Origin of the sequence: Microbacterium shimangi (assembly GCF_043556445.1) — a bacterium.
Classification (GTDB): domain Bacteria; phylum Actinomycetota; class Actinomycetes; order Actinomycetales; family Microbacteriaceae; genus Microbacterium.
Genome location: NZ_JBIGII010000003.1, coordinates 902,591 through 919,612 on the forward strand (window position 1 = coordinate 902,591; position 17,022 = coordinate 919,612).

Genomic DNA, 17,022 nt, shown 5'->3' on the forward strand with positions numbered 1-17,022 from the left:
GCCAGAAGCGGCGGGTCGAGCATCACGGGCGGATAACTGCACGCCAAAATCGTTGACAATCGGAGCGCGGATCCGTAACTTCCCAGACAGGGCGGGATTCGCCCGGAATGTCGCGAGCGAAGACGCTGCGACACGGAAGAGGTGAGCATGGCGGCTCGGCTGACACTGCAGGAGGTGAACCTGCGATTCGGTGGCATCACGGTGCTCGAGAACGTGGGGTTCACGGTCGAACCGGGCCAGATCTTCGGTCTGGTCGGTCCGAACGGCGCGGGCAAGACCTCGCTGTTCAACTGCATCAGTGGGCACTATCGCCCGAATTCCGGCTCGATCCGCATCGACGAAGACGAGATGCTCGGCTCGACCCCGGCACGTCTGGCTCGGCGGGGTCTGGCCCGGACCTTCCAGCATCCGGCCCTGCAACTGCACTCGACGGTGCTCGAGAACGTGCTGCTCGGCGCCCACACGCGTCTGCCGGGCGGGCCCACCGAATGGTCGCTCCGGTCACCGCGCACGCTGCGCTCGGAGCGCGAACTGCGCGCCGAGGCGCGGGCGCTGCTCGAGCGCACCGGACTCGACTGGGCGGCCGATCTTCCGGCCGACGAGCTGTCGCACGGTCTGCACAAGGGCATCGAGATCTGCCGTGCGCTGCTCTCGCGCCCCCGGCTGCTGCTCCTCGACGAGCCCGCCGCCGGCCTTCCGCACTCCGAGGTGGAGCAGCTCATCGCGACGGTCCGCCGCATCCGCGACGACGACATCACCGTCATCGTGGTCGAGCACCACATGGGACTCATCGCCGCCCTGACCGACCGCGTCGTCGTCCTCGACCACGGCCGCAAGCTCATGGAGGGCACGGCCGCTCAGGCGCAGAACGACCCGCGCGTCATCGAGGCCTACATCGGAAAGGACGCGGTCGATGGCGCTGCTTGAACTCGAGAACGTCACGGCGTTCTACGGCCCCGTGCAGGTGCTCGACGGCGTGTCGCTGTCGGTGCCCGAAGGCGGCGCGGTGGGCATCCTCGGCGCGAACGGCGCGGGAAAGACCACGACCCTCCGCGCGATCAGCGGTGTCGTGCGGGCGGGCGGCAGCATCCGCTTCGACGGCGCCGACATCCGCGGCATGCGCACCGACCGTGTCGCGGGAATCGGCATCGCCCACGTACCGGAGGGGCGCGGCACGCTCGGCTCCCTCACCGTGCGCGAGAACCTCGGCGTCGGGGCCTACCGGCGCAAAGACCGCAAGGGCGTGCAGTCCGACATCGACTACTGCCTCGAGCTCTTCCCGAACCTGAAGGAGCGCTTCCGCTCCCACGCCTCCGCCCTCTCGGGGGGTGAGCAGCAGATGCTCGCCGTCGCCCGCGCGTTCATGGCGCGGCCCCGACTGCTGCTGCTCGACGAGGCCTCGCTGGGTCTCGCCCCCAGCACGGCCCGCAATGTCTACGACGCCATCGCGCGTCTCCGCACGGAGTCGGGCATCGCGATGCTCGTCGTCGAGCAGAACGCCAACCTCGCCTTCCGCCTCGTCGACAGCGCCACCGTGCTCGAGACGGGGCGCAACGTGCTGACCGGCACCTCGTCCGAGCTCAAGGGCATGGACGAGATCCGACGCGCCTACCTGGGAGGCTGACCGATGGGTACCTTCGTCCAACTCGTCGTCGACGGACTGTCGATCGGATCGGTGTACGCGGCCCTCGCCCTCGCCATCGTCCTCGTCAATCAAGCGACGGGATTGATCAACTTCGCGCAGGGCGGCATGGCCGTGCTCTCGGCCTACATCGCCTGGTGGTTCACCGGCTTCGGCATTCCGCTGATCGTCGCGATCCTGCTCTCGATCCTCGTGTCGTTCGCCATGGGTGCCTTCATCGAACGGTGGGTGATGCGCCGGTTCGAGCGGGGCGACCCCGACACCGCAGTGGTGGTCACGATCGGTCTGCTGACACTCATCACCGGAATCTGCGGCTGGCTGTTCACGTACAACAACCAGCAGTTCGCCTCGCTCTTCTCGCTCGACACCGTGGCGGTGCTCGGTGCGTCGGTGAGCGTGCGATCGATCGGCACGACCCTGGTGATCGTCGCGATCATGATCGCGTTGCAGGCGCTCTTCCTCGGCACAAAGCTGGGGCTCGCACTCCGGGCGGTCGCGGTGAACCCGCAGTCGGCGTCGTTCTCGGGGCTCCCCGTCGGGCGACTGCTCATGGTCGGCTGGGGCCTCGCGGCCGTGCTCGGCGCCGTCGCGGGCGCGCTCATCGCCCCGCAGCTCACGCTGACCCCCGGAATGATGGACAACGCCCTCGTGTACGCCCTCGCCGCCGTCATCCTCGGCGGCCTGTCGAGCCCGTTCGGGGTGGTGTTGGCGGCCTGGATCATCGGGGTGCTCGAGAACCTCGCCGCCGTCTACGTGCCGTTCATCGGCTACGACCTCAAGGTCGCCGTGCCGTTCGTGCTGATCTTCGTCGTGCTCATCGTGCGACCGCAGGGCCTGTTCGGCCGGAAAGCCGTGGTGCGCGTCTGATGTCCGCTGCAGCATCCTTCCTCTCCCGCCGCTGGGTCAAGCCCGCGATCGCCGTCGCCGTCGTGGTGATCCTGCTCGTCCTTCCGCTTCTGCTCCCCGAGTTCGAGAGCCAGACTCTCGCTCGCATCGGCGTCTTCGCCGTCGCCGTCCTCGGCCTCAACGTGGTCATGGGCTACACCGGGCAGGTGTCGCTGGGGCAGATCTTCTTCGTCGGATTCGGTGCGTACATCACCGCCTACGGGGTCGAGAGCGACTGGAACATCACGCTCGTGTTCATCGCGAGCATCGTGCTGCCGGGCATCGTCGGACTCATCATCGCCCTCGCCGCGGCACGTCTCGGCGGACTCGCGATCGCCATGGTCACGATCGCGCTCCCGATCGTCGGGGTGCCGCTGGCCAAGCGGCTGTCGGAGTTCACCGGCGGTTCGCAGGGCACCTCGGCGCGTTTCACCGACGCGCCGGAATGGACCGGGCTGGCCGATGACCAGTGGCAGCTCTACATCGTGATCCTCGTCGCCGGGGTCACCTTCCTCCTCACCCGGAACCTGGTGCGGGGCAAGTACGGCCGCGCGTTCGCCATTGTGAAAGAGAACGAGGCCGTCGCATCGTCGATGGGCATCTCGCCCTACCGCTACAAGGTGCTCGCGTTCACCGTCGCCTCGCTCATCGGCGGGGTGAGCGGCTTCCTCTACATGGTGGTGGTGCAGTACACCTCACCCGAGACCATGAGCTTCGGTCACAGCATCCAGCTTCTCGCCGCCATGGTCATCGGCGGCGCGGGCAGCATCGTCGGGTCGCTTCTCGGCGGCGCGTACTACGTGCTCGCCCCGCAGCTGACGAACGAGATCGACCCGAACCTCACCGCGGTGCTGCAGGGCGCTCTGCTGCTGCTCGTGCTCTTCCTCCTTCCCGGCGGGCTGGCCTCGCTGCCTGCCCGACTGCGACGCCTTCGACGCACACCTCACCACTCTGCGCCCACCGGCGCCCCACCCGCTTCGACGCGGGGCGCACAGCAGCGCTCCGCATCGGAGGGAACCACCCCTCGAGACGCCGCAGCAGGCGGCTCCGCGGGGACCGACACCAAGAAAGAAGATCAGGCATGAACATGAGCAAGAGGAGCAGGAGCGTCCTGGGCATCGTCGCCCTCGGATCGGCGCTCGCGTTGACGCTCGCGGGCTGCGCGCGCGGTGCCGATGGCGGCGGAGGGGGTGAGTCGGGCGCGGCAGAAGCGAGCCCCGGCATCACCGACACGACCCTCACGCTCGGCATCACGACACCGCTCAGCGGCGCGACCGCCGGTCCCGGCACGTGCACCGTCGCGGGGATCACGGCCTACTTCGGCGCGAAGAACGCCGACGGCGGCATCGAGTTCGGCGACGGGAAGACCCGGCAGGTCGAGATCAATGCCCTCGACGACGCCTACGACCCGCAGAAGGCCAAGGCCAACTTCGACCAGTTGAAAGACAGCGTCTTCGCGATGACCGCGGGTCTGGGTACGCCCACGAACCGCGCCTACCTCGAGGCCGCGGTCGCCGACGAGGTGCCCCAGGTGCTCGTCATGACCGGTGACCCGATCTTCAGCGAGACCGAAGAGAGCCCCTGGCAGCTCGGCTTCGTGCCGATCTACCAGAACGAGGGTCAGGCGTTCGGCGAGCTGCTGGCGTCGTCGTCCGAAGACCACAAGGTCGCCGTGCTGTACCAGAACGACGACTACGGCGAGGGGTACCTCGAAGGCTTCAAGTCGGCCGTCGAGGGTTCGGACAACATCGAGATCGTCAAGGAGCTGACCTACGAAGCGACCGACACGGCCGTCGACGCGCAGCTCACCGAACTCGCCGCGACCGACGCCGACGTCTTCGTCAACGCGATGTCGATCACCCCGCTCGTGATCTCGTCGCTGCAGAAGGCGCAGCAGCTCGACTGGAAGCCGAGCTGGTTCTTGCCCTCGAACACGTCGAGCCCCACCGCGATCCTTCAGCCCGGCGGCGCCGATGCGTTCCCCGGCATCTACTCGGTGTCGTTCGCGAAGGCACCGCAGAGCCCCGCGTTCGCCGAAGACCCGGATGTCGTGGAGTACCTCTCGGCGCTGAAGGAGTACGGCGACTACCCCGACATGCCGGCGTTCCCCCACTGCCAGTGGAGCTGGATGGTCGGAGCGACCCTCGAGCAGGCGTTCGGGGAGATGACCGAGCCCACCCGTGAGAACTTCATGGAGGCCCTGCGCGGCATCACCGACTTCCAGGCCCCGCTGATGCTCGACGGCACCGCCGTCGACACGACGGTCGACGGCCAGCCCGCGGTCTCGTCGGTGGTCGTCCAGAAGTACAACGGCACCGGATACGCGACGGTCGAAGACTTCGGCTGATCCCGTCCCGCGCGAAACGGTGGTCCGACCCCCAGGGTCGGGCCACCGTTTTCGTGCACGGGGCGAGCGGATGCTGCGAGACCACACCCGGGTCGAGACCTGTACGGCGGCCCCGACCGCACCCGTCGCGTGTCGCGTCGGGGTGGAGGACTTTCGACTCTGGCGCGGGGGGCCGACAACGGACGAGCGTGGGGAGCGTCTCCACCGCCGGTGGGGACGAGACCGAAAGCGGATCATGCAGAAGACCTCACTCGTCGCGCTCGCGCGACATGAACTCGATCTGGCGCGCGCGGCGTCCAGCGGTCGGAGTGCGAAGACCGTGTACGGCGGCCACGAACACCTCCTTCGTCAGACCCTGATCGCCCTGCGGGCCGGCGAACAGCTCGCAGAACACGAGAACCCCGGGGAGGCGACCCTGCACGTTCTCACGGGGCGCGTCACGCTGACGGCGGGCGAGGTGTTCTGGAACGGCTCACCGGGAGACCTTCTGACCATCCCTGACGAACGGCACGCGCTCGACGCGATCGAGGACTCGGTGATCCTTCTGACCGTTGTGAAGCGGGCCGCCGAGAGGGGACCTTCGGCTCTACCCGTGCCGTAGCCGAAAGGCGAGATTGGTTATGAGGCCCACCCGGCCGAGACAGCCTGGAGGCTTTCATGACCATTCCCACCGACTTCGATCGACGCGTCTCCGCGTCGTCCGCCGCCGCCACTACTCCCGTGCGCACCGAGCCGGTCGCCAGCCATGCGGGCCGTCGCGTTCTCGCCCTCTTGCGGATCGCCAGCGGGTTCATCTTTCTCTGGGCGTTCTTCGACAAGACGTTCGGGCTCGGTTTTTCGACGCTCGCCGAGCGTGCGTGGGTCGCAGGCGGCACACCCAGCCAGGGCTTCCTTCGGAGTGACAGCGTGGTCGGCCCGTTGAAGGACGTCTTTGCTGCGATTGCCAGCCCCGCCAGCGACGTCCTCTTCCAGCTGGCGATGCTCGGTATCGGCGTGGCCGTCATCCTCGGTATCGGGCTGCGTGTGAGCGCTGTCGTCGGCAGTCTGGTGATGGTGCTGATGTACCTCGCCGAGTGGCCGTTCATGGCGAACGCCGCCTCGACGAACCCCCTTGTCGACTACCACATCATCTACGCGCTGGCTCTGATCGTCGTCGCCGTGCTGCACGCGGGTGACACCTGGGGTGCGGGCGCGTGGTGGAAGAAGCTGCCGCTCGTGCAGCGCCTTCCGTGGCTCATCTGATGGCGCCCGTCCGGCCAGCCACCAGCGCGCCGACGGCGAAGCCGGTGGCCCACCACGCGCACACCGTGGAAGAGGTCCTCCGAGATCTCGATACCCACGACTCCGGACTGAGCGCGGATGAAGCGGCTCGCCGGCTGCGTGTGCACGGACCGAATGCTCTGCCCACGCCTCGCGCCCCGCATCCGATATCGACGTTCCTCCGCCAGTTCAACGACATCCTCATCTACGTTCTGCTCGGCGCCGCGGTGGTGACCTTCGTGATGGGCGACTGGGTCGACGCGAGCGTGATCCTCGCGGTGACGATCATCAACGCGATCGTCGGCGTCGTCCAAGACGGTCGTTCGCAGCGGGCGCTGGAGGGCATCCGTGCGATGCTCTCGCTGAGCGCGAAGACCAAACGTGCCGGACAGTGGACGAACATCGACGCCGCCGAGCTCGTCGCGGGCGACATCGTCCGCGTCGAGCCGGGCGACAAGGTGCCGGGGGACGCCCGTCTGATCCGGAGCAGCGTCCTCCGGGTCGATGAGTCGGCGCTGACCGGAGAGTCTCTTCCCACCGCGAAGAACCTCGCCCCGGTGCCGGTGTCCAGCAGCCTGGGCGACCGATCCAACGTCGTGTTCTCGGGTACGCACGTCACTGCCGGTGACGGGATGGCCGTCGTCACCGCGACGGGGCTCGACACCGAGATCGGTCACATCCACGCTCTGGTGACCGGGACCAAGAACACGGCGACGCCTCTGACGCGGCAACTGGATGCTTTCCGCAAGAAGATCTCGCTGACGATCGTCGCCATCGCGGGGGTGATGTTGATCATCGGACGACTGGTTCACGAACGCGATTTCGGCGAGTTGATCCCGGCGACCATCGGGTTCGCGGTCGCCGCGATCCCCGAGGGACTGCCCGCGCTCGTCACGATCACGCTCGCTCTCGGGGTGCGTCAGATGGCGGGCCACAACGCCATCGTCAGAAAGCTGACCGCCGTCGAGACGCTCGGTTCGGTCACCACGATCTGCACCGACAAGACGGGAACGCTGACGCGCAATGAGATGACCGCCCGCTCGGTCGTCACGGGCGCCGCCCGCTACACCGTCTCGGGCGGAGGCTATTCGCCCGTCGGCGCCATCACGCGTCTCGACGGCGATGGCGCGATCCACTCGGATCTCCGGGCCGTCGTCGAGGCCTTCGCCCTCTGCAACGACGCGCATCTTCGAGAGGTCGAGGGGGAATGGCAGATCGTCGGCGACCCGACGGAGGGTGCCCTGCGGACCCTCGCAGCGAAGGCGTCGTTCGAGACCGGCCGGCAGGCGCGCCTGGCGGTGGTCCCCTTCTCCGCCGAGACGAAGTACATGGCGACGCGGAACCAGGCGGCAGACGGCACCTCGCGGATCTACCTCAAGGGAGCGCCGGGGGTCGTGCTCGCCCGCTGTACCCACGAGCTCGGCGCAGACGGCCGGCCTCACCCGATCGATCGGGCCAGGTGGGCGGAGATCATCGACGGGCTCAGTGCCCACGGCCTGCGCGTTCTGGCCGCCGCTCGGTCGGACACGACCCCGGAGACGGGCGACCTGAGCAGTGAAGACTTCGATTCCGGGATGCTGTTCCTCGGAGTCGCCGGGATTCTCGACCCTCCTCGCGCGGAGGCCGTTGCCGCCATCGGAGTGATGCACTCGGCGGGGATCCGCGTCAAGATGATCACCGGTGACCACCCGGGCACCGCACTCGCGATCGCCCGGGAGATGGGTATCGCCGACGTCGACTCGCCCACCCTCACCGGCGATGCCATCGAGGCCATGACCGACGAGGAGCTCGCCGACGTGGCGTCCGGCGTCGACGTCTATGCGCGGACGAGCCCCGAGCACAAGCTCCGCATCGTGGCAGCGCTCCAGTCGCGCGGCGAAATCGTGGCGATGACAGGTGACGGCGTCAACGACGCTCCCGCGCTGCGTCGTGCCGACATCGGAGTGGCGATGGGGATCAAGGGCACGGAGACGACGAAGGAGGCCGCCGATATCGTTCTCGCGGACGACAACTTCGCGACGATCGGCCACGCCGTGCAGGAGGGGCGTCGAATTCGCGACAACCTGCAGAAATCGATCCTCTTCCTTCTGCCCACGACCTCCGCGCAGGCGCTCGTGGTGCTGCTCGCGGTTCTCGTCGGGTTTGCGCTCCCGCTGCAGGCCACGCAGATCCTCTGGGTCAACCTGATCACCGCCATCACCCTGTCCCTGGCGCTCGCAACCGAACCGGCGGAGCCCGGAGTGATGGGACGGCCCCCCGCTCGGACGGGCCGAGGAATCCTGGACCGCAGTTTCGTCGGACGGATCATCTGGGTGACGGCGCTGATCACCGCCGCGACCATCGGCGTCTTCTTCTACGAGACCGGTATCGGCTCCACGAGTGCCGAAGCACAGACCACCGCGGTGACGATGTTGACCCTGGGTCAGCTCGCCTTCCTCTTCAGCTGTCGTTTCCTCCGCGCCTCGAGCCTGCGTCTGGCGGTTCTGCACGGAAACCGCGCGATCTACATCTCGGCGGGCACGCTTCTCGTCCTTCAGCTCGTCTTCGTCTACGCGCCCTTCATGCACCCGTGGTTCCACTCGGCCCCGATCGGGGTTCGCGAATGGGCCTACACCGTCGGACTGGCCGCTCTCGTCTTCGTGCTCGCGGAGGTCGGGAAGTCCGTCGAGAGGCGTCTGCGAAACGACCGCGCGGTGTCGGGACCTTCGACTCTTCAGCCCGCGCGCGGCGGTGCGTAGCGTCGAAGACAGGAGCGGCGACACGAACGCAGACGTGATCGTGAGTCGCCTCCGCAATACCCGGTGACGGGTGAAAGAGACTCTCATGACCACCACGATCGAGCACAGCTCAGCCACCACCCTCAACTCGGAGCGGGGCACCACGACGATCGAGCATGACGTGATCGCGAAGGTCGTCGGCATCGCGGCTCACGATGTCACCGGAGTGCACGCACTGGGAGGAGTCGCAGGTCGTGTCATCGGCGTGGTGCGGGGCGCGCTGAACAACACGAACCACAGCCAGGGGGTCACCGTGACCGTGACCGATTCGACGGTGAGTGCGGATGTGACACTTTCGGCCGAGTTCCCGATGAGCCTGCAGGAGGTCGCATCCGACGTGCGAAACGCCGTGATAGACGCGGTCGAAACCTTCGTCGGTCTCGAAGTCACCGCCGTGAACGTGACCGTGAACGACATCTTCACCCCGGAAGAGGCCGCTCAGCCCGAGACCGAACCCGCAGCCTGACCCGACCGAGTCTGGTCGCCTCGCGCCCGCCTCCGACGATCAATCGATCCGAGGCGGGCGCAGCTCTGTCTGCAAGACGGCGGCCTGGGTGCGCCGCTCCAGCCCCAGTTTGCTCAGGACGCTCGAGACGTAGTTCTTGATGGTCTTCTCGGCGAGCGAGAGCTCGACGCCGATCTGCCGGTTCGTTAGACCGTCGGCGATCAACGAAAGAATCTGCTGCTCGCGGGCACTGAGGCCCGCGAGCCGCGGGTCCACGCTGTGTTCACCCCGGAGGCGCGCGGCAACGGCGGCGACGACCGCGGGTTCGAGGAGGGTGTCTCCGACGGCCGTCGCGCGGACCGCGTCGACAAGGCCGGCGCCCCTGATGTCTTTCAACACGTACCCGGAGGCGCCGGCGATGACAGCCGCGTACAGCGCCTTGTCATCGTCGTACGCGGTGAGGATGAGGCAGCGCACCTCGGGGTCGCGGGAGCGCACGTCTCTGCAGACGTCGATGCCGCTCCCGTCAGGAAGCCTCACATCGAGGACGGCGACGTCGGGTCGTGACGCGAGGATCTGCGGAAGAGCCGCGGCCGCCGTCCCCGCCTGACCGACGATCTCGATGTCGGACTCGGTGTCGAGCAACTCGGCGAGCCCGCGGCGGACGATCTCGTGGTCGTCGACGAGGAACACTCGGATTGCGCTCATGGGTGGGTCCTCTCGCGGTCTGCGGGGAAGGGGACCGACCAGCGCACTCGCGTGTCGCCGGGTGCACTGGTGACGGTGAAGGTTCCCGACCGGTTCTCTGCGCGCTGCTGCAGATTGGCGAGCCCGCTTCGCCGGGTCTCCGCGGCGAAACCTCTGCCGTCGTCACCGATCTCGAGCGTGATCCGGCCGTCGGAGGCGGCCAGGTGCAACGTGATCGTGGTGGCTCTCGCGTGCCGAGCGGTATTGGTGAGTGCCTCGCGCGCCACCGCGAGGACGTCGTCGGAGAGTTGCCCCGTGACGAGCAGATCGACGGCTCCCGCGAAGCTGATATTCGGGGTTCGCCGGAGGACGGGTGCGAGTTCGTGAACGAGATCGAGAAGCCTGTGGCGCACCGTGACGACGTCTTCGGCGTTCGCGGTGAGAGCGAAGATGACCGTGCGGATGTGCGAGATGCTGACGTCGAGGCTGTCGACGGCGTGCGCGATCCGCGATCCCGTGGAGCCGGGGGGCAGGCTGCCCGCTATCTGATGAAGGCCGAGCCCCGTGGCGAACAGCTCTTGGATGACGTGATCGTGGAGGTCTCGCGCGATCCGCCCGCGGTCTTCGAGCAGCACCATGCGCTGCTGCGCCTCGCGCGCAGCCGCCAACTCCATCGCGACGCTGACATAGTCGGCGAAGTCCGACACCATGTCGACATCGGCGGTGCTGAACCCGACACGACCGGCTCTGCGGGTGACAGCGAGCACTCCCAGCGTCTTCGACGCCGCGACCAGGGGTACGGCGAGAACCGGACCGCCGGCGGTGGGTAGGCCCCCGGCGCGGGCCGGCGGGATGCTGTCGAGCACGCGCGGTTGCTTCCCCGCGAGGACGCTGCCCGAGATGGAGCCCCGCGCACGGATGACCTGGCCCTCGAAGGCCTCCGCGTCGACGCCCCGGGCGACACCGATCCGCAACAGGTCGTCGTCGTCGGTCGGGAAGACGATCGCGACCAGATCGGCTTCTGCGAGGTCGAGGATACGCGCGGCGACGAGACCGATGACGTCTTCGCTGTCGCTGGCCAGGATCGCCGAGGTCGTCTCGGCAGCGGCCTGCGCCCAGCGCTGCCGCAGCCGCGTCTCAGCGAACAGGCGGGCGTTCTCGATCGCGACCCCGGCGGTCGCGGCGAGAGCGACGACGAGGTGTTCGTCGTTCGAGGTGAAGGAACCGGCTCGGGCGTTGGTGAGGTAGAGGTTGCCGAACACCCGGTCGCGGACGCGGATCGGGACCCCGAGGAAGGACTCCATCGCCGGGTGCGCCGGGGGAAAGCCGCTGGCGCGTGCGTCGTCGTGGATGTCCGCGAGGCGGACAGGGTGCGGGTCGGCGATCAGCGCGCCGAGGAGGCCGTGGCCCGCGGGCGGATGACCGATGGCATCGGCGGCGACGGCGTCCATTCCGACGTGGATGAACTGGTCGATCGTCCCGTCGGTCCCGACCACACCGAGGGCCCCGTACTCCGCATCCACCAGCTCGACGGCGGCATCGACGATCCGCCGCAGCACTGCCGGGAGGTCGATGTCTTCGACGATCGCCCGATTCGCCCGGAGGAGCGCCCTCAACTGCGTGGAGATGCCGTCGGCCCGCGGCTCTCGGTCGCCCGCGGGGGCAGGGTCCAGTTGCGGCACGAAAACTCCGCTCTGCCGTCGGTCGGGTGACACGGCTATGTGGTGATGGTCGCTCCACCCGCCGCCATTCACCCACCCCCTTGCACATACGCGCCGGTGCTGACAGGCCGCCCCGCAGAGACGGGACGTTAGGCACTGGGCGACGAACGAGATCGCGTCCAGGCTGAGGAGTGGAGGTAATTCGATGAAAGGCAGAGTTCTCGTCGGTGTCGACGGTTCAGGACCCAGCGAGGCAGCGACCACCTGGGCGGCAGAGCGTGCTGCTCGGTTGGGGCTCGATCTGACGCTCCTGCACGCTGTCGACGGCGGGAAGGATGGGCTCGTCGGGGGCGAGTCGGTGCCGCGGTTCTCACTCGAGCACGCCGTGACGTCGTCGCGCCGCATCCCCGGAGTGGGCGCCGTGAAAGGCTTGTCCGTCGAGGGCGACCCGATGGCAGAACTCATCGCCGCGTCCGGCGACGCGTCGATTGTTGTGGTCGGCAGCCACAAGACCGGCTTTCTCCGCGGTCGGGTCTTCGGCTCACGGAGCTTGCGTCTGGTCGCCACGGCATCGTGCCCCGTTGCGGTCATTCCCGAACCATCCGGACGCGCCCGGCACGGCGTCACCGTCGGCGTCGACGGGTCGGAGGCCGGGCGGCGCGCCGTCGTGTTCGCTGCGAAGGAGGCCGTCGCGCTCGGAGAAGACCTGACCTTGATCCGCGGAGACGAACCTCTGCTGCCCCTCGGCGCGGACGTCGAAGTCGCGACGGGCGCAGACCGGCTGCTCGCCGCAGCCCGGGACGCGGTCACCGGAGTCGCTCCTGAGGTGCGCGTGCTACTCCGATCGGTCGAGTTGTCGGCGGCGGAGGCCCTCGCAGACGCGTCCCCGACCAGCATCCTGCTCGTGTTGGCGGCGTCCACCGGGGGAGGTGCGACCCTCGGGTCAACCGCCCACGACGTCTTGATGAACTTGGCGGGGCCCACCGTGTTCGTGCCGGGGGGATGAGGGGAGGGCTCAGACCCGCGGATCTGAGCCCCACGTCCACTGTGCGACGACGGGAATGTCCTGCCCGAACTCCCGGGTGTAGGTGCGCGCCGAAAGGCGGGCATCCTGCATCTCCTGTCGAAATGCGGCCTCGCGAGCCGCGAGTCCCGGAACCCGATCCAGGACGTCGATGACGAGGCGGTACCGGTCGAGTTCGTTGAGCATGACCATGTCGAACGGCGTCGTCGTCGTGCCCTCCTCGATGAATCCCCGCACGTGCAGGTTCGCGTGGCCGTTTCGCCGGTAGGTCAGGCGATGGATCAGCCACGGGTAGCCGTGGTAGGCGAAGATGACGGGGCGGTCGGTTGTGAAGATCGCGTCGTACTCGGCATCGCTGAGACCGTGGGGGTGCTCGCCCTCGCTCTGCAGCCGCATCAGGTCCACGACGTTCACGACGCGCACTTTCAGGGTCGGGATGGCCGCGCGGAGCAGGCTGGCCGCTGCGAGGACCTCGAGCGTGGGCACGTCGCCGGCGCAGGCGAGCACGACATCGGGTTCTTCCCCGTGCTTCTCGGTCCCCGCCCAGTCGAAGATGCCCAACCCGCGCGTGCAGTGCCTGATGGCGTCGGGCATCGACAACCAATTCGCCTCGGGTTGCTTTCCCGCGACGACGACGTTCACGTAGTCAAACGAACGCAGACAGTGGTCGTACGTCGAAAGCAGCGTGTTGGCGTCGAACGGCAGGTAGACCCGGACGATGTCGGCCTTCTTGTTCATCACGTGGTCGATGAAGCCGGGGTCTTGATGCGAGGCGCCGTTGTGATCCTGGCGCCAGACGTGCGAACTGAGCAGGTAGTTCAACGAAGAGATCGGTTGGCGCCAGGCGATCGCCCGCGAGGATTTCAGCCACTTCGCGTGCTGGTTGAACATCGAGTCGACGATGTGGATGAACGCCTCGTAGGAGTTGATCAACCCGTGCCGCCCCGTGAGGAGATAGCCCTCGAGCCATCCTTCGCACTGGTGTTCCGACAGCATCTCCACCACCCGCCCGGAGTGAGCCAGATGATTGTCGAAGTCCTGGTCCGAGACCTCGCCGTCCCACTGCTTGTCGGTCACCTCGAACACGGCCTGGAGCCGGTTGGAGGCCGTCTCGTCCGGGCCGAAGATGCGGAAGTTGTCGGGGTTGGCGACGATGACGTCGCGAAGCCATGTTCCGAGCACCGCGGTGGCCGAAGCGGTTGTCGCACCGGGGGAGGGGACGTCGACGGCGTAGTCGCGAAAGTCGGGCAGCCGCAGCGGTCGGCGCAGCAACCCGCCGTTCGCGACGGGGTTCGCGCTCATCCGCCGTTCCCCCCGGGGTGCCAAGGCGGTCGCAAGGCCGACGACAGCCCCGGCGTCGTCGAAGAGCTCTTCCGGCCGGTACGAGCGCAGCCACCCCTCCAGTACGGCGACGTGCTCCGGGGTGTCCCGGGCGTTCGCGAGCGGAACCTGGTGCGAGCGCCAGCTGTTCTCGGCGGGCTTCCCGTCGATGAAGGGCGGACAGGTCCATCCTTTCGGGGTGCGGAGGATGATCATCGGCCACGCGGGTCGCCCGTGGAGGCGCCCTGAACGAGCGTCAGCCTTGATCCGCGCGATCTGGTTCATGGCCTCGTCGATCACCGCGGCGAAGCGACGGTGCACCGCGCGGGGGTCTTCGCCGCCGAACCCGCCCGAAACGAGGTAGGGAGTGTGCCCGTAGCCGCGCATCAACTGGTCGAGTTCGTGGTCGGGGATGCGGGCGAGCACGGTGGGATTGGCGATCTTGTACCCGTTGAGATGCAGGATCGGCAGAACCACGCCGTCGCGCAACGGGTCGATGAATTTGTTCGAGTGCCAACTCGTGGCCAAGGGGCCCGTCTCGGCCTCCCCGTCGCCGACCACGGCCGCGACGAGGAGATCCGGGTTGTCGAAAGCGGCGCCGTAGGCGTGGGAGAGCGAGTACCCGAGCTCGCCGCCCTCGTGGATCGAGCCGGGCGTCTCGGGAGCGACATGACTCGGAATGCCGCCGGGAAAGGAGAACTGACGGAAGAGCTTGCGCACCCCGTCGGTGGTCTGGTCGATGTCGTCGTAGATCTCGCTGTAGGTGCCGTCGAGATACGCGTTCGCCACCATCCCCGGGCCACCGTGACCCGGCCCCGTGACGAAGATCGTGTTCAGGTCGCGTTCGCGGATCACGCGGTTGAGGTGGGCATAGATGAAGTTCAGACCGGGTGTGGTACCCCAGTGCCCGAGCAACCGCGGTTTGATGTGCGCCGGCTCGAGAGGTGTGCGCAGCAGCGGGTTGTCGAGGAGGTAGATCTGCCCGATCGAGAGGTAGTTGGCGGCCCGCCACCACGCGTCCAACTCATCGAGCGAGCGGTCGCTCACGCCGGCCGTGCTCAACGCAGCCCACGCCGTCTGCGTCGTCGTGACGGGCACGTCGACGGCACTCATACGAGGGCCTCTTTCGTCGAGACCTTCGCTGCACCCGGTGACCGCTGTTCCGTCACGCGCCGCGCCGCGCCGGGGTGACCGGCGATGATCAGTGGAACGCGGAGGTTCATGACGAGCTGGTGGCTGATCGACCCCACCCGCAGGCGTTGCCATCCCGAGAGACCGCGGTTGCCGATGACGATGACGGCGGCGGCCGGTGTCAGTTCGGCGAGGGCCTGCGCCGCGTTGCCGAGAACGAGGTGCGTCTCGATCGTCAGGTTCGGGTACGTCGCGGTAGCCAGAAGCTGCGCGGCGTCGAGGATGCTGTGGTGGTCGGTCTCGACGTCGGCGACGTAATCGTCATTCATCGAGAACGGGGTGTAGTACAGCATCGGCTTCACCCAGGTGTGGACGAGACGAAGAGTCTCGTGGCGCCGGTCGGCCTCGGCGGCGGCGATCAGCACGGCCGAGTCCGACGAGGCGGAGCCGTCCACACCGACGGCTACGCCTGTCAACGACGGGTCGACCGTTGCGGGGACGATCGCGATCGGACCGTGGGCGAGCAACGGAAGGTGCGCTCCGACCGAGAAGCCGAACCGCAGACGAGAGCCTTCTCGGTCTTCGGTGCCGATGACGAGAAGGGTGTCTGCTCGCGTCAGTTCAGAGAGCGCGTGCAGAGCGAATCCGTAGACGACCTTGCCGCGGAGCGCGACGCCGGGAGACGAATCACCGACTTGGTTGATCAGGTGCTGCACAGCGCGCTCGTCGAAGGCCATGGTCGACGCGGTGACCTCCGAGTCGCTGTCGGACAACGGCTCGTCGGCGACCATGACGATGTCGACGTGACCGGGCATCGGGCCGGCTTGCTCCCGAGCGACCGCCCATTCCAGCGCCGAACGCGAAGGCCGGCTCCCGTCCCACCCGACGACCGTTCGCGCGGGGATCTGCGTCGACGGTCGCGTCAGCGCGACCTCGTCCTCCGCTTCGCGGGCCGACGACACTTCCCGCGGGCCGGCGACGTGCCGCCCCACGATGACGGTCGGAACGGTCAGATTGAGCAGGAGCTCGTGGCTGGCGGAGCCCAGCAGCATCCGTTCGATGCGCGTGTGATTTCCGTCACCGGCGACGACCAATGAGCGACCGATCGACGCGTCGAGGAGGGCGCGCCCGGCGCTGGCGTCGGCGACCGTGCCCACGACCTCGAGAGCGGGGTGGAGGCGACGCGCTTCGTCGACGGCCTCGGTGAGGATCTCAGCGTGCTGTGCGTCGATTTCCGTCAGGGAACGGGCCGGCGGCATGGCACGGTCGCGCCAGAGCGAAGAGCTGTGCCAGGCGTGCACGACGTGGAGGGAATCCCCCGCGAGCTCTGCCTGCTGCGCTGCGAAGATGAGGGCGGCGCGGGCTCCGTCGGAGTCATCGACACCCACCACGACGCCGGAAGCGGTGAGGGGAAGGTCGTCTCCGATGATCGCGACCGGTCCGGCCGCCACCGCCGCCAGCCGTGCGCCTACGCTCCATCCCGCCCGGAACCGCAGCGCGGAGCGGTGCCGGTCGCCGACGATCAGCAGCACGTCGGGGCGTGTGAACCGGGCGAGTTCTTCGGCGGCACCGCCCTCGACCGTTCGGGTCTCGACCACGAGGTGAGGGGCCGATTCGCGCACACCGGCGGCGGCAGCTTCGAGCGAAGAGTCCCGCTCCGACAGCGGTACGCCCCACGGATCGAAGCTGTCGACCAGGGTGCCCTCCTTCACGACCTGCACGAGCAAGAGCGACGTTGCGCCTCGCTGTTGCTGTGCCCACCCGAGCGCGCGTTGCGCTGAGGCCGACCCGTCCCATCCGACGACGAGTTGTGCGTTCATGAGGTGTTCCCTTCCCGACAGCC

Annotated in this window: 14 protein-coding genes; 10 read left to right on the plus strand and 4 right to left on the minus strand. The window is 68.0% G+C overall.

What is annotated here, in order from left to right; all coding sequences use genetic code 11:
- Positions 1–147: 147 nt before the first annotated feature.
- The 9 genes from ACFXQA_RS05980 (at position 148) to ACFXQA_RS06020 (ending at position 9,377) form a co-directional block, all read left to right on the plus strand.
- Positions 148–927, plus strand: coding sequence for an ABC transporter ATP-binding protein (locus ACFXQA_RS05980; RefSeq protein WP_394518880.1), 780 nt, complete (start codon positions 148–150; stop codon positions 925–927).
- Positions 914–1,624: an ABC transporter ATP-binding protein gene (locus ACFXQA_RS05985; protein ID WP_394518881.1), complete on the plus strand. Its 711-nt coding sequence runs from the start codon at positions 914–916 to the stop codon at positions 1,622–1,624. The genes ACFXQA_RS05980 and ACFXQA_RS05985 overlap by 14 nt, the downstream gene beginning before the upstream one ends.
- 3 nt (positions 1,625–1,627) lie before the next feature.
- Positions 1,628–2,509, plus strand: a complete 882-nt coding sequence (locus ACFXQA_RS05990) for a branched-chain amino acid ABC transporter permease (protein WP_394518882.1) — start codon at positions 1,628–1,630, stop codon at positions 2,507–2,509.
- A complete protein-coding gene (locus ACFXQA_RS05995) occupies positions 2,509–3,612 on the plus strand; it encodes a branched-chain amino acid ABC transporter permease (protein WP_394518883.1) in 1,104 nt (367 codons plus the stop codon). Before ACFXQA_RS05990 ends, ACFXQA_RS05995 begins: the two co-directional genes overlap by 1 nt.
- Positions 3,609–4,874, plus strand: coding sequence for an ABC transporter substrate-binding protein (locus ACFXQA_RS06000; RefSeq protein WP_394518884.1), 1,266 nt, complete (start codon positions 3,609–3,611; stop codon positions 4,872–4,874). The genes ACFXQA_RS05995 and ACFXQA_RS06000 overlap by 4 nt, the downstream gene beginning before the upstream one ends.
- A gap of 235 nt (positions 4,875–5,109) precedes the next feature.
- Positions 5,110–5,475, plus strand: coding sequence for a cupin domain-containing protein (locus tag ACFXQA_RS06005; RefSeq protein ID WP_394518885.1), 366 nt, complete (start codon positions 5,110–5,112; stop codon positions 5,473–5,475).
- Positions 5,476–5,531: 56 nt separating this feature from the next.
- Complete coding sequence (locus tag ACFXQA_RS06010; RefSeq protein ID WP_394518886.1) at positions 5,532–6,116, plus strand: DoxX family protein; 585 nt, start codon at positions 5,532–5,534, stop codon at positions 6,114–6,116.
- Positions 6,116–8,872, plus strand: a complete 2,757-nt coding sequence (locus tag ACFXQA_RS06015; protein WP_394518887.1) for a cation-translocating P-type ATPase — start codon at positions 6,116–6,118, stop codon at positions 8,870–8,872. The genes ACFXQA_RS06010 and ACFXQA_RS06015 overlap by 1 nt, the downstream gene beginning before the upstream one ends.
- 85 nt (positions 8,873–8,957) lie before the next feature.
- Positions 8,958–9,377 carry an Asp23/Gls24 family envelope stress response protein gene (locus ACFXQA_RS06020; protein WP_394518888.1) on the plus strand — a complete coding sequence of 140 codons (420 nt, stop codon included), beginning with the start codon at positions 8,958–8,960 and terminating at the stop codon, positions 9,375–9,377.
- 39 nt (positions 9,378–9,416) lie between these two features.
- On the opposite strand, the gene ACFXQA_RS06025 is transcribed toward ACFXQA_RS06020, so the two are convergent.
- Both ACFXQA_RS06025 and ACFXQA_RS06030 read right to left on the minus strand, forming a co-directional pair.
- Entirely contained in the window at positions 9,417–10,064 is a 648-nt protein-coding gene (locus tag ACFXQA_RS06025; protein WP_394518889.1) for a response regulator, read from the minus strand.
- Positions 10,061–11,725, minus strand: a complete 1,665-nt coding sequence (locus ACFXQA_RS06030; protein ID WP_394518890.1) for a sensor histidine kinase — start codon at positions 11,723–11,725, stop codon at positions 10,061–10,063. The genes ACFXQA_RS06025 and ACFXQA_RS06030 overlap by 4 nt, the downstream gene beginning before the upstream one ends.
- A 184-nt stretch (positions 11,726–11,909) precedes the next feature.
- On the opposite strand from ACFXQA_RS06030, the gene ACFXQA_RS06035 reads away from it, so the two are divergent.
- The gene (locus tag ACFXQA_RS06035) at positions 11,910–12,710 is read left to right on the plus strand and encodes a universal stress protein (RefSeq protein WP_394518891.1); all 801 of its coding nucleotides are present in this window, start codon (positions 11,910–11,912) and stop codon (positions 12,708–12,710) included.
- 9 nt (positions 12,711–12,719) lie between these two features.
- Here the strand turns inward: ACFXQA_RS06035 and ACFXQA_RS06040 are convergent, their stop codons facing one another.
- Together ACFXQA_RS06040 and ACFXQA_RS06045 are read right to left on the minus strand one after the other, a co-directional pair.
- The gene (locus ACFXQA_RS06040) at positions 12,720–15,161 is read right to left on the minus strand and encodes a phosphoketolase family protein (RefSeq protein ID WP_394518892.1); all 2,442 of its coding nucleotides are present in this window, start codon (positions 15,159–15,161) and stop codon (positions 12,720–12,722) included.
- The gene (locus ACFXQA_RS06045; RefSeq protein ID WP_394518893.1) at positions 15,158–16,999 is read right to left on the minus strand and encodes a universal stress protein; all 1,842 of its coding nucleotides are present in this window, start codon (positions 16,997–16,999) and stop codon (positions 15,158–15,160) included. Before ACFXQA_RS06045 ends, ACFXQA_RS06040 begins: the two co-directional genes overlap by 4 nt.
- Between the last annotated feature and the right edge of the window lie 23 nt (positions 17,000–17,022).

Excerpts from the sequence above, each read along its gene's own strand:
- ACFXQA_RS05980 (WP_394518880.1), top strand. The coding sequence starts at position 148 with ATGGCGGCTCGGCTGACACTGCAGGAGGTGAACCTGCGATTCGGTGGC.
- ACFXQA_RS05985 (WP_394518881.1), top strand. The coding sequence starts at position 914 with ATGGCGCTGCTTGAACTCGAGAACGTCACGGCGTTCTACGGCCCCGTG.
- ACFXQA_RS05990 (WP_394518882.1), top strand. The coding sequence starts at position 1,628 with ATGGGTACCTTCGTCCAACTCGTCGTCGACGGACTGTCGATCGGATCG.
- ACFXQA_RS05995 (WP_394518883.1), top strand. The coding sequence starts at position 2,509 with ATGTCCGCTGCAGCATCCTTCCTCTCCCGCCGCTGGGTCAAGCCCGCG.
- ACFXQA_RS06000 (WP_394518884.1), top strand. The coding sequence starts at position 3,609 with ATGAACATGAGCAAGAGGAGCAGGAGCGTCCTGGGCATCGTCGCCCTC.
- ACFXQA_RS06005 (WP_394518885.1), top strand. The coding sequence starts at position 5,110 with ATGCAGAAGACCTCACTCGTCGCGCTCGCGCGACATGAACTCGATCTG.
- ACFXQA_RS06010 (WP_394518886.1), top strand. The coding sequence starts at position 5,532 with ATGACCATTCCCACCGACTTCGATCGACGCGTCTCCGCGTCGTCCGCC.
- ACFXQA_RS06015 (WP_394518887.1), top strand. The coding sequence starts at position 6,116 with ATGGCGCCCGTCCGGCCAGCCACCAGCGCGCCGACGGCGAAGCCGGTG.
- ACFXQA_RS06020 (WP_394518888.1), top strand. The coding sequence starts at position 8,958 with ATGACCACCACGATCGAGCACAGCTCAGCCACCACCCTCAACTCGGAG.
- ACFXQA_RS06025 (WP_394518889.1), bottom strand. The coding sequence starts at position 10,064 with ATGAGCGCAATCCGAGTGTTCCTCGTCGACGACCACGAGATCGTCCGC.
- ACFXQA_RS06035 (WP_394518891.1), top strand. The coding sequence starts at position 11,910 with ATGAAAGGCAGAGTTCTCGTCGGTGTCGACGGTTCAGGACCCAGCGAG.
- ACFXQA_RS06040 (WP_394518892.1), bottom strand. The coding sequence starts at position 15,161 with ATGAGTGCCGTCGACGTGCCCGTCACGACGACGCAGACGGCGTGGGCT.
- ACFXQA_RS06045 (WP_394518893.1), bottom strand. The coding sequence starts at position 16,999 with ATGAACGCACAACTCGTCGTCGGATGGGACGGGTCGGCCTCAGCGCAA.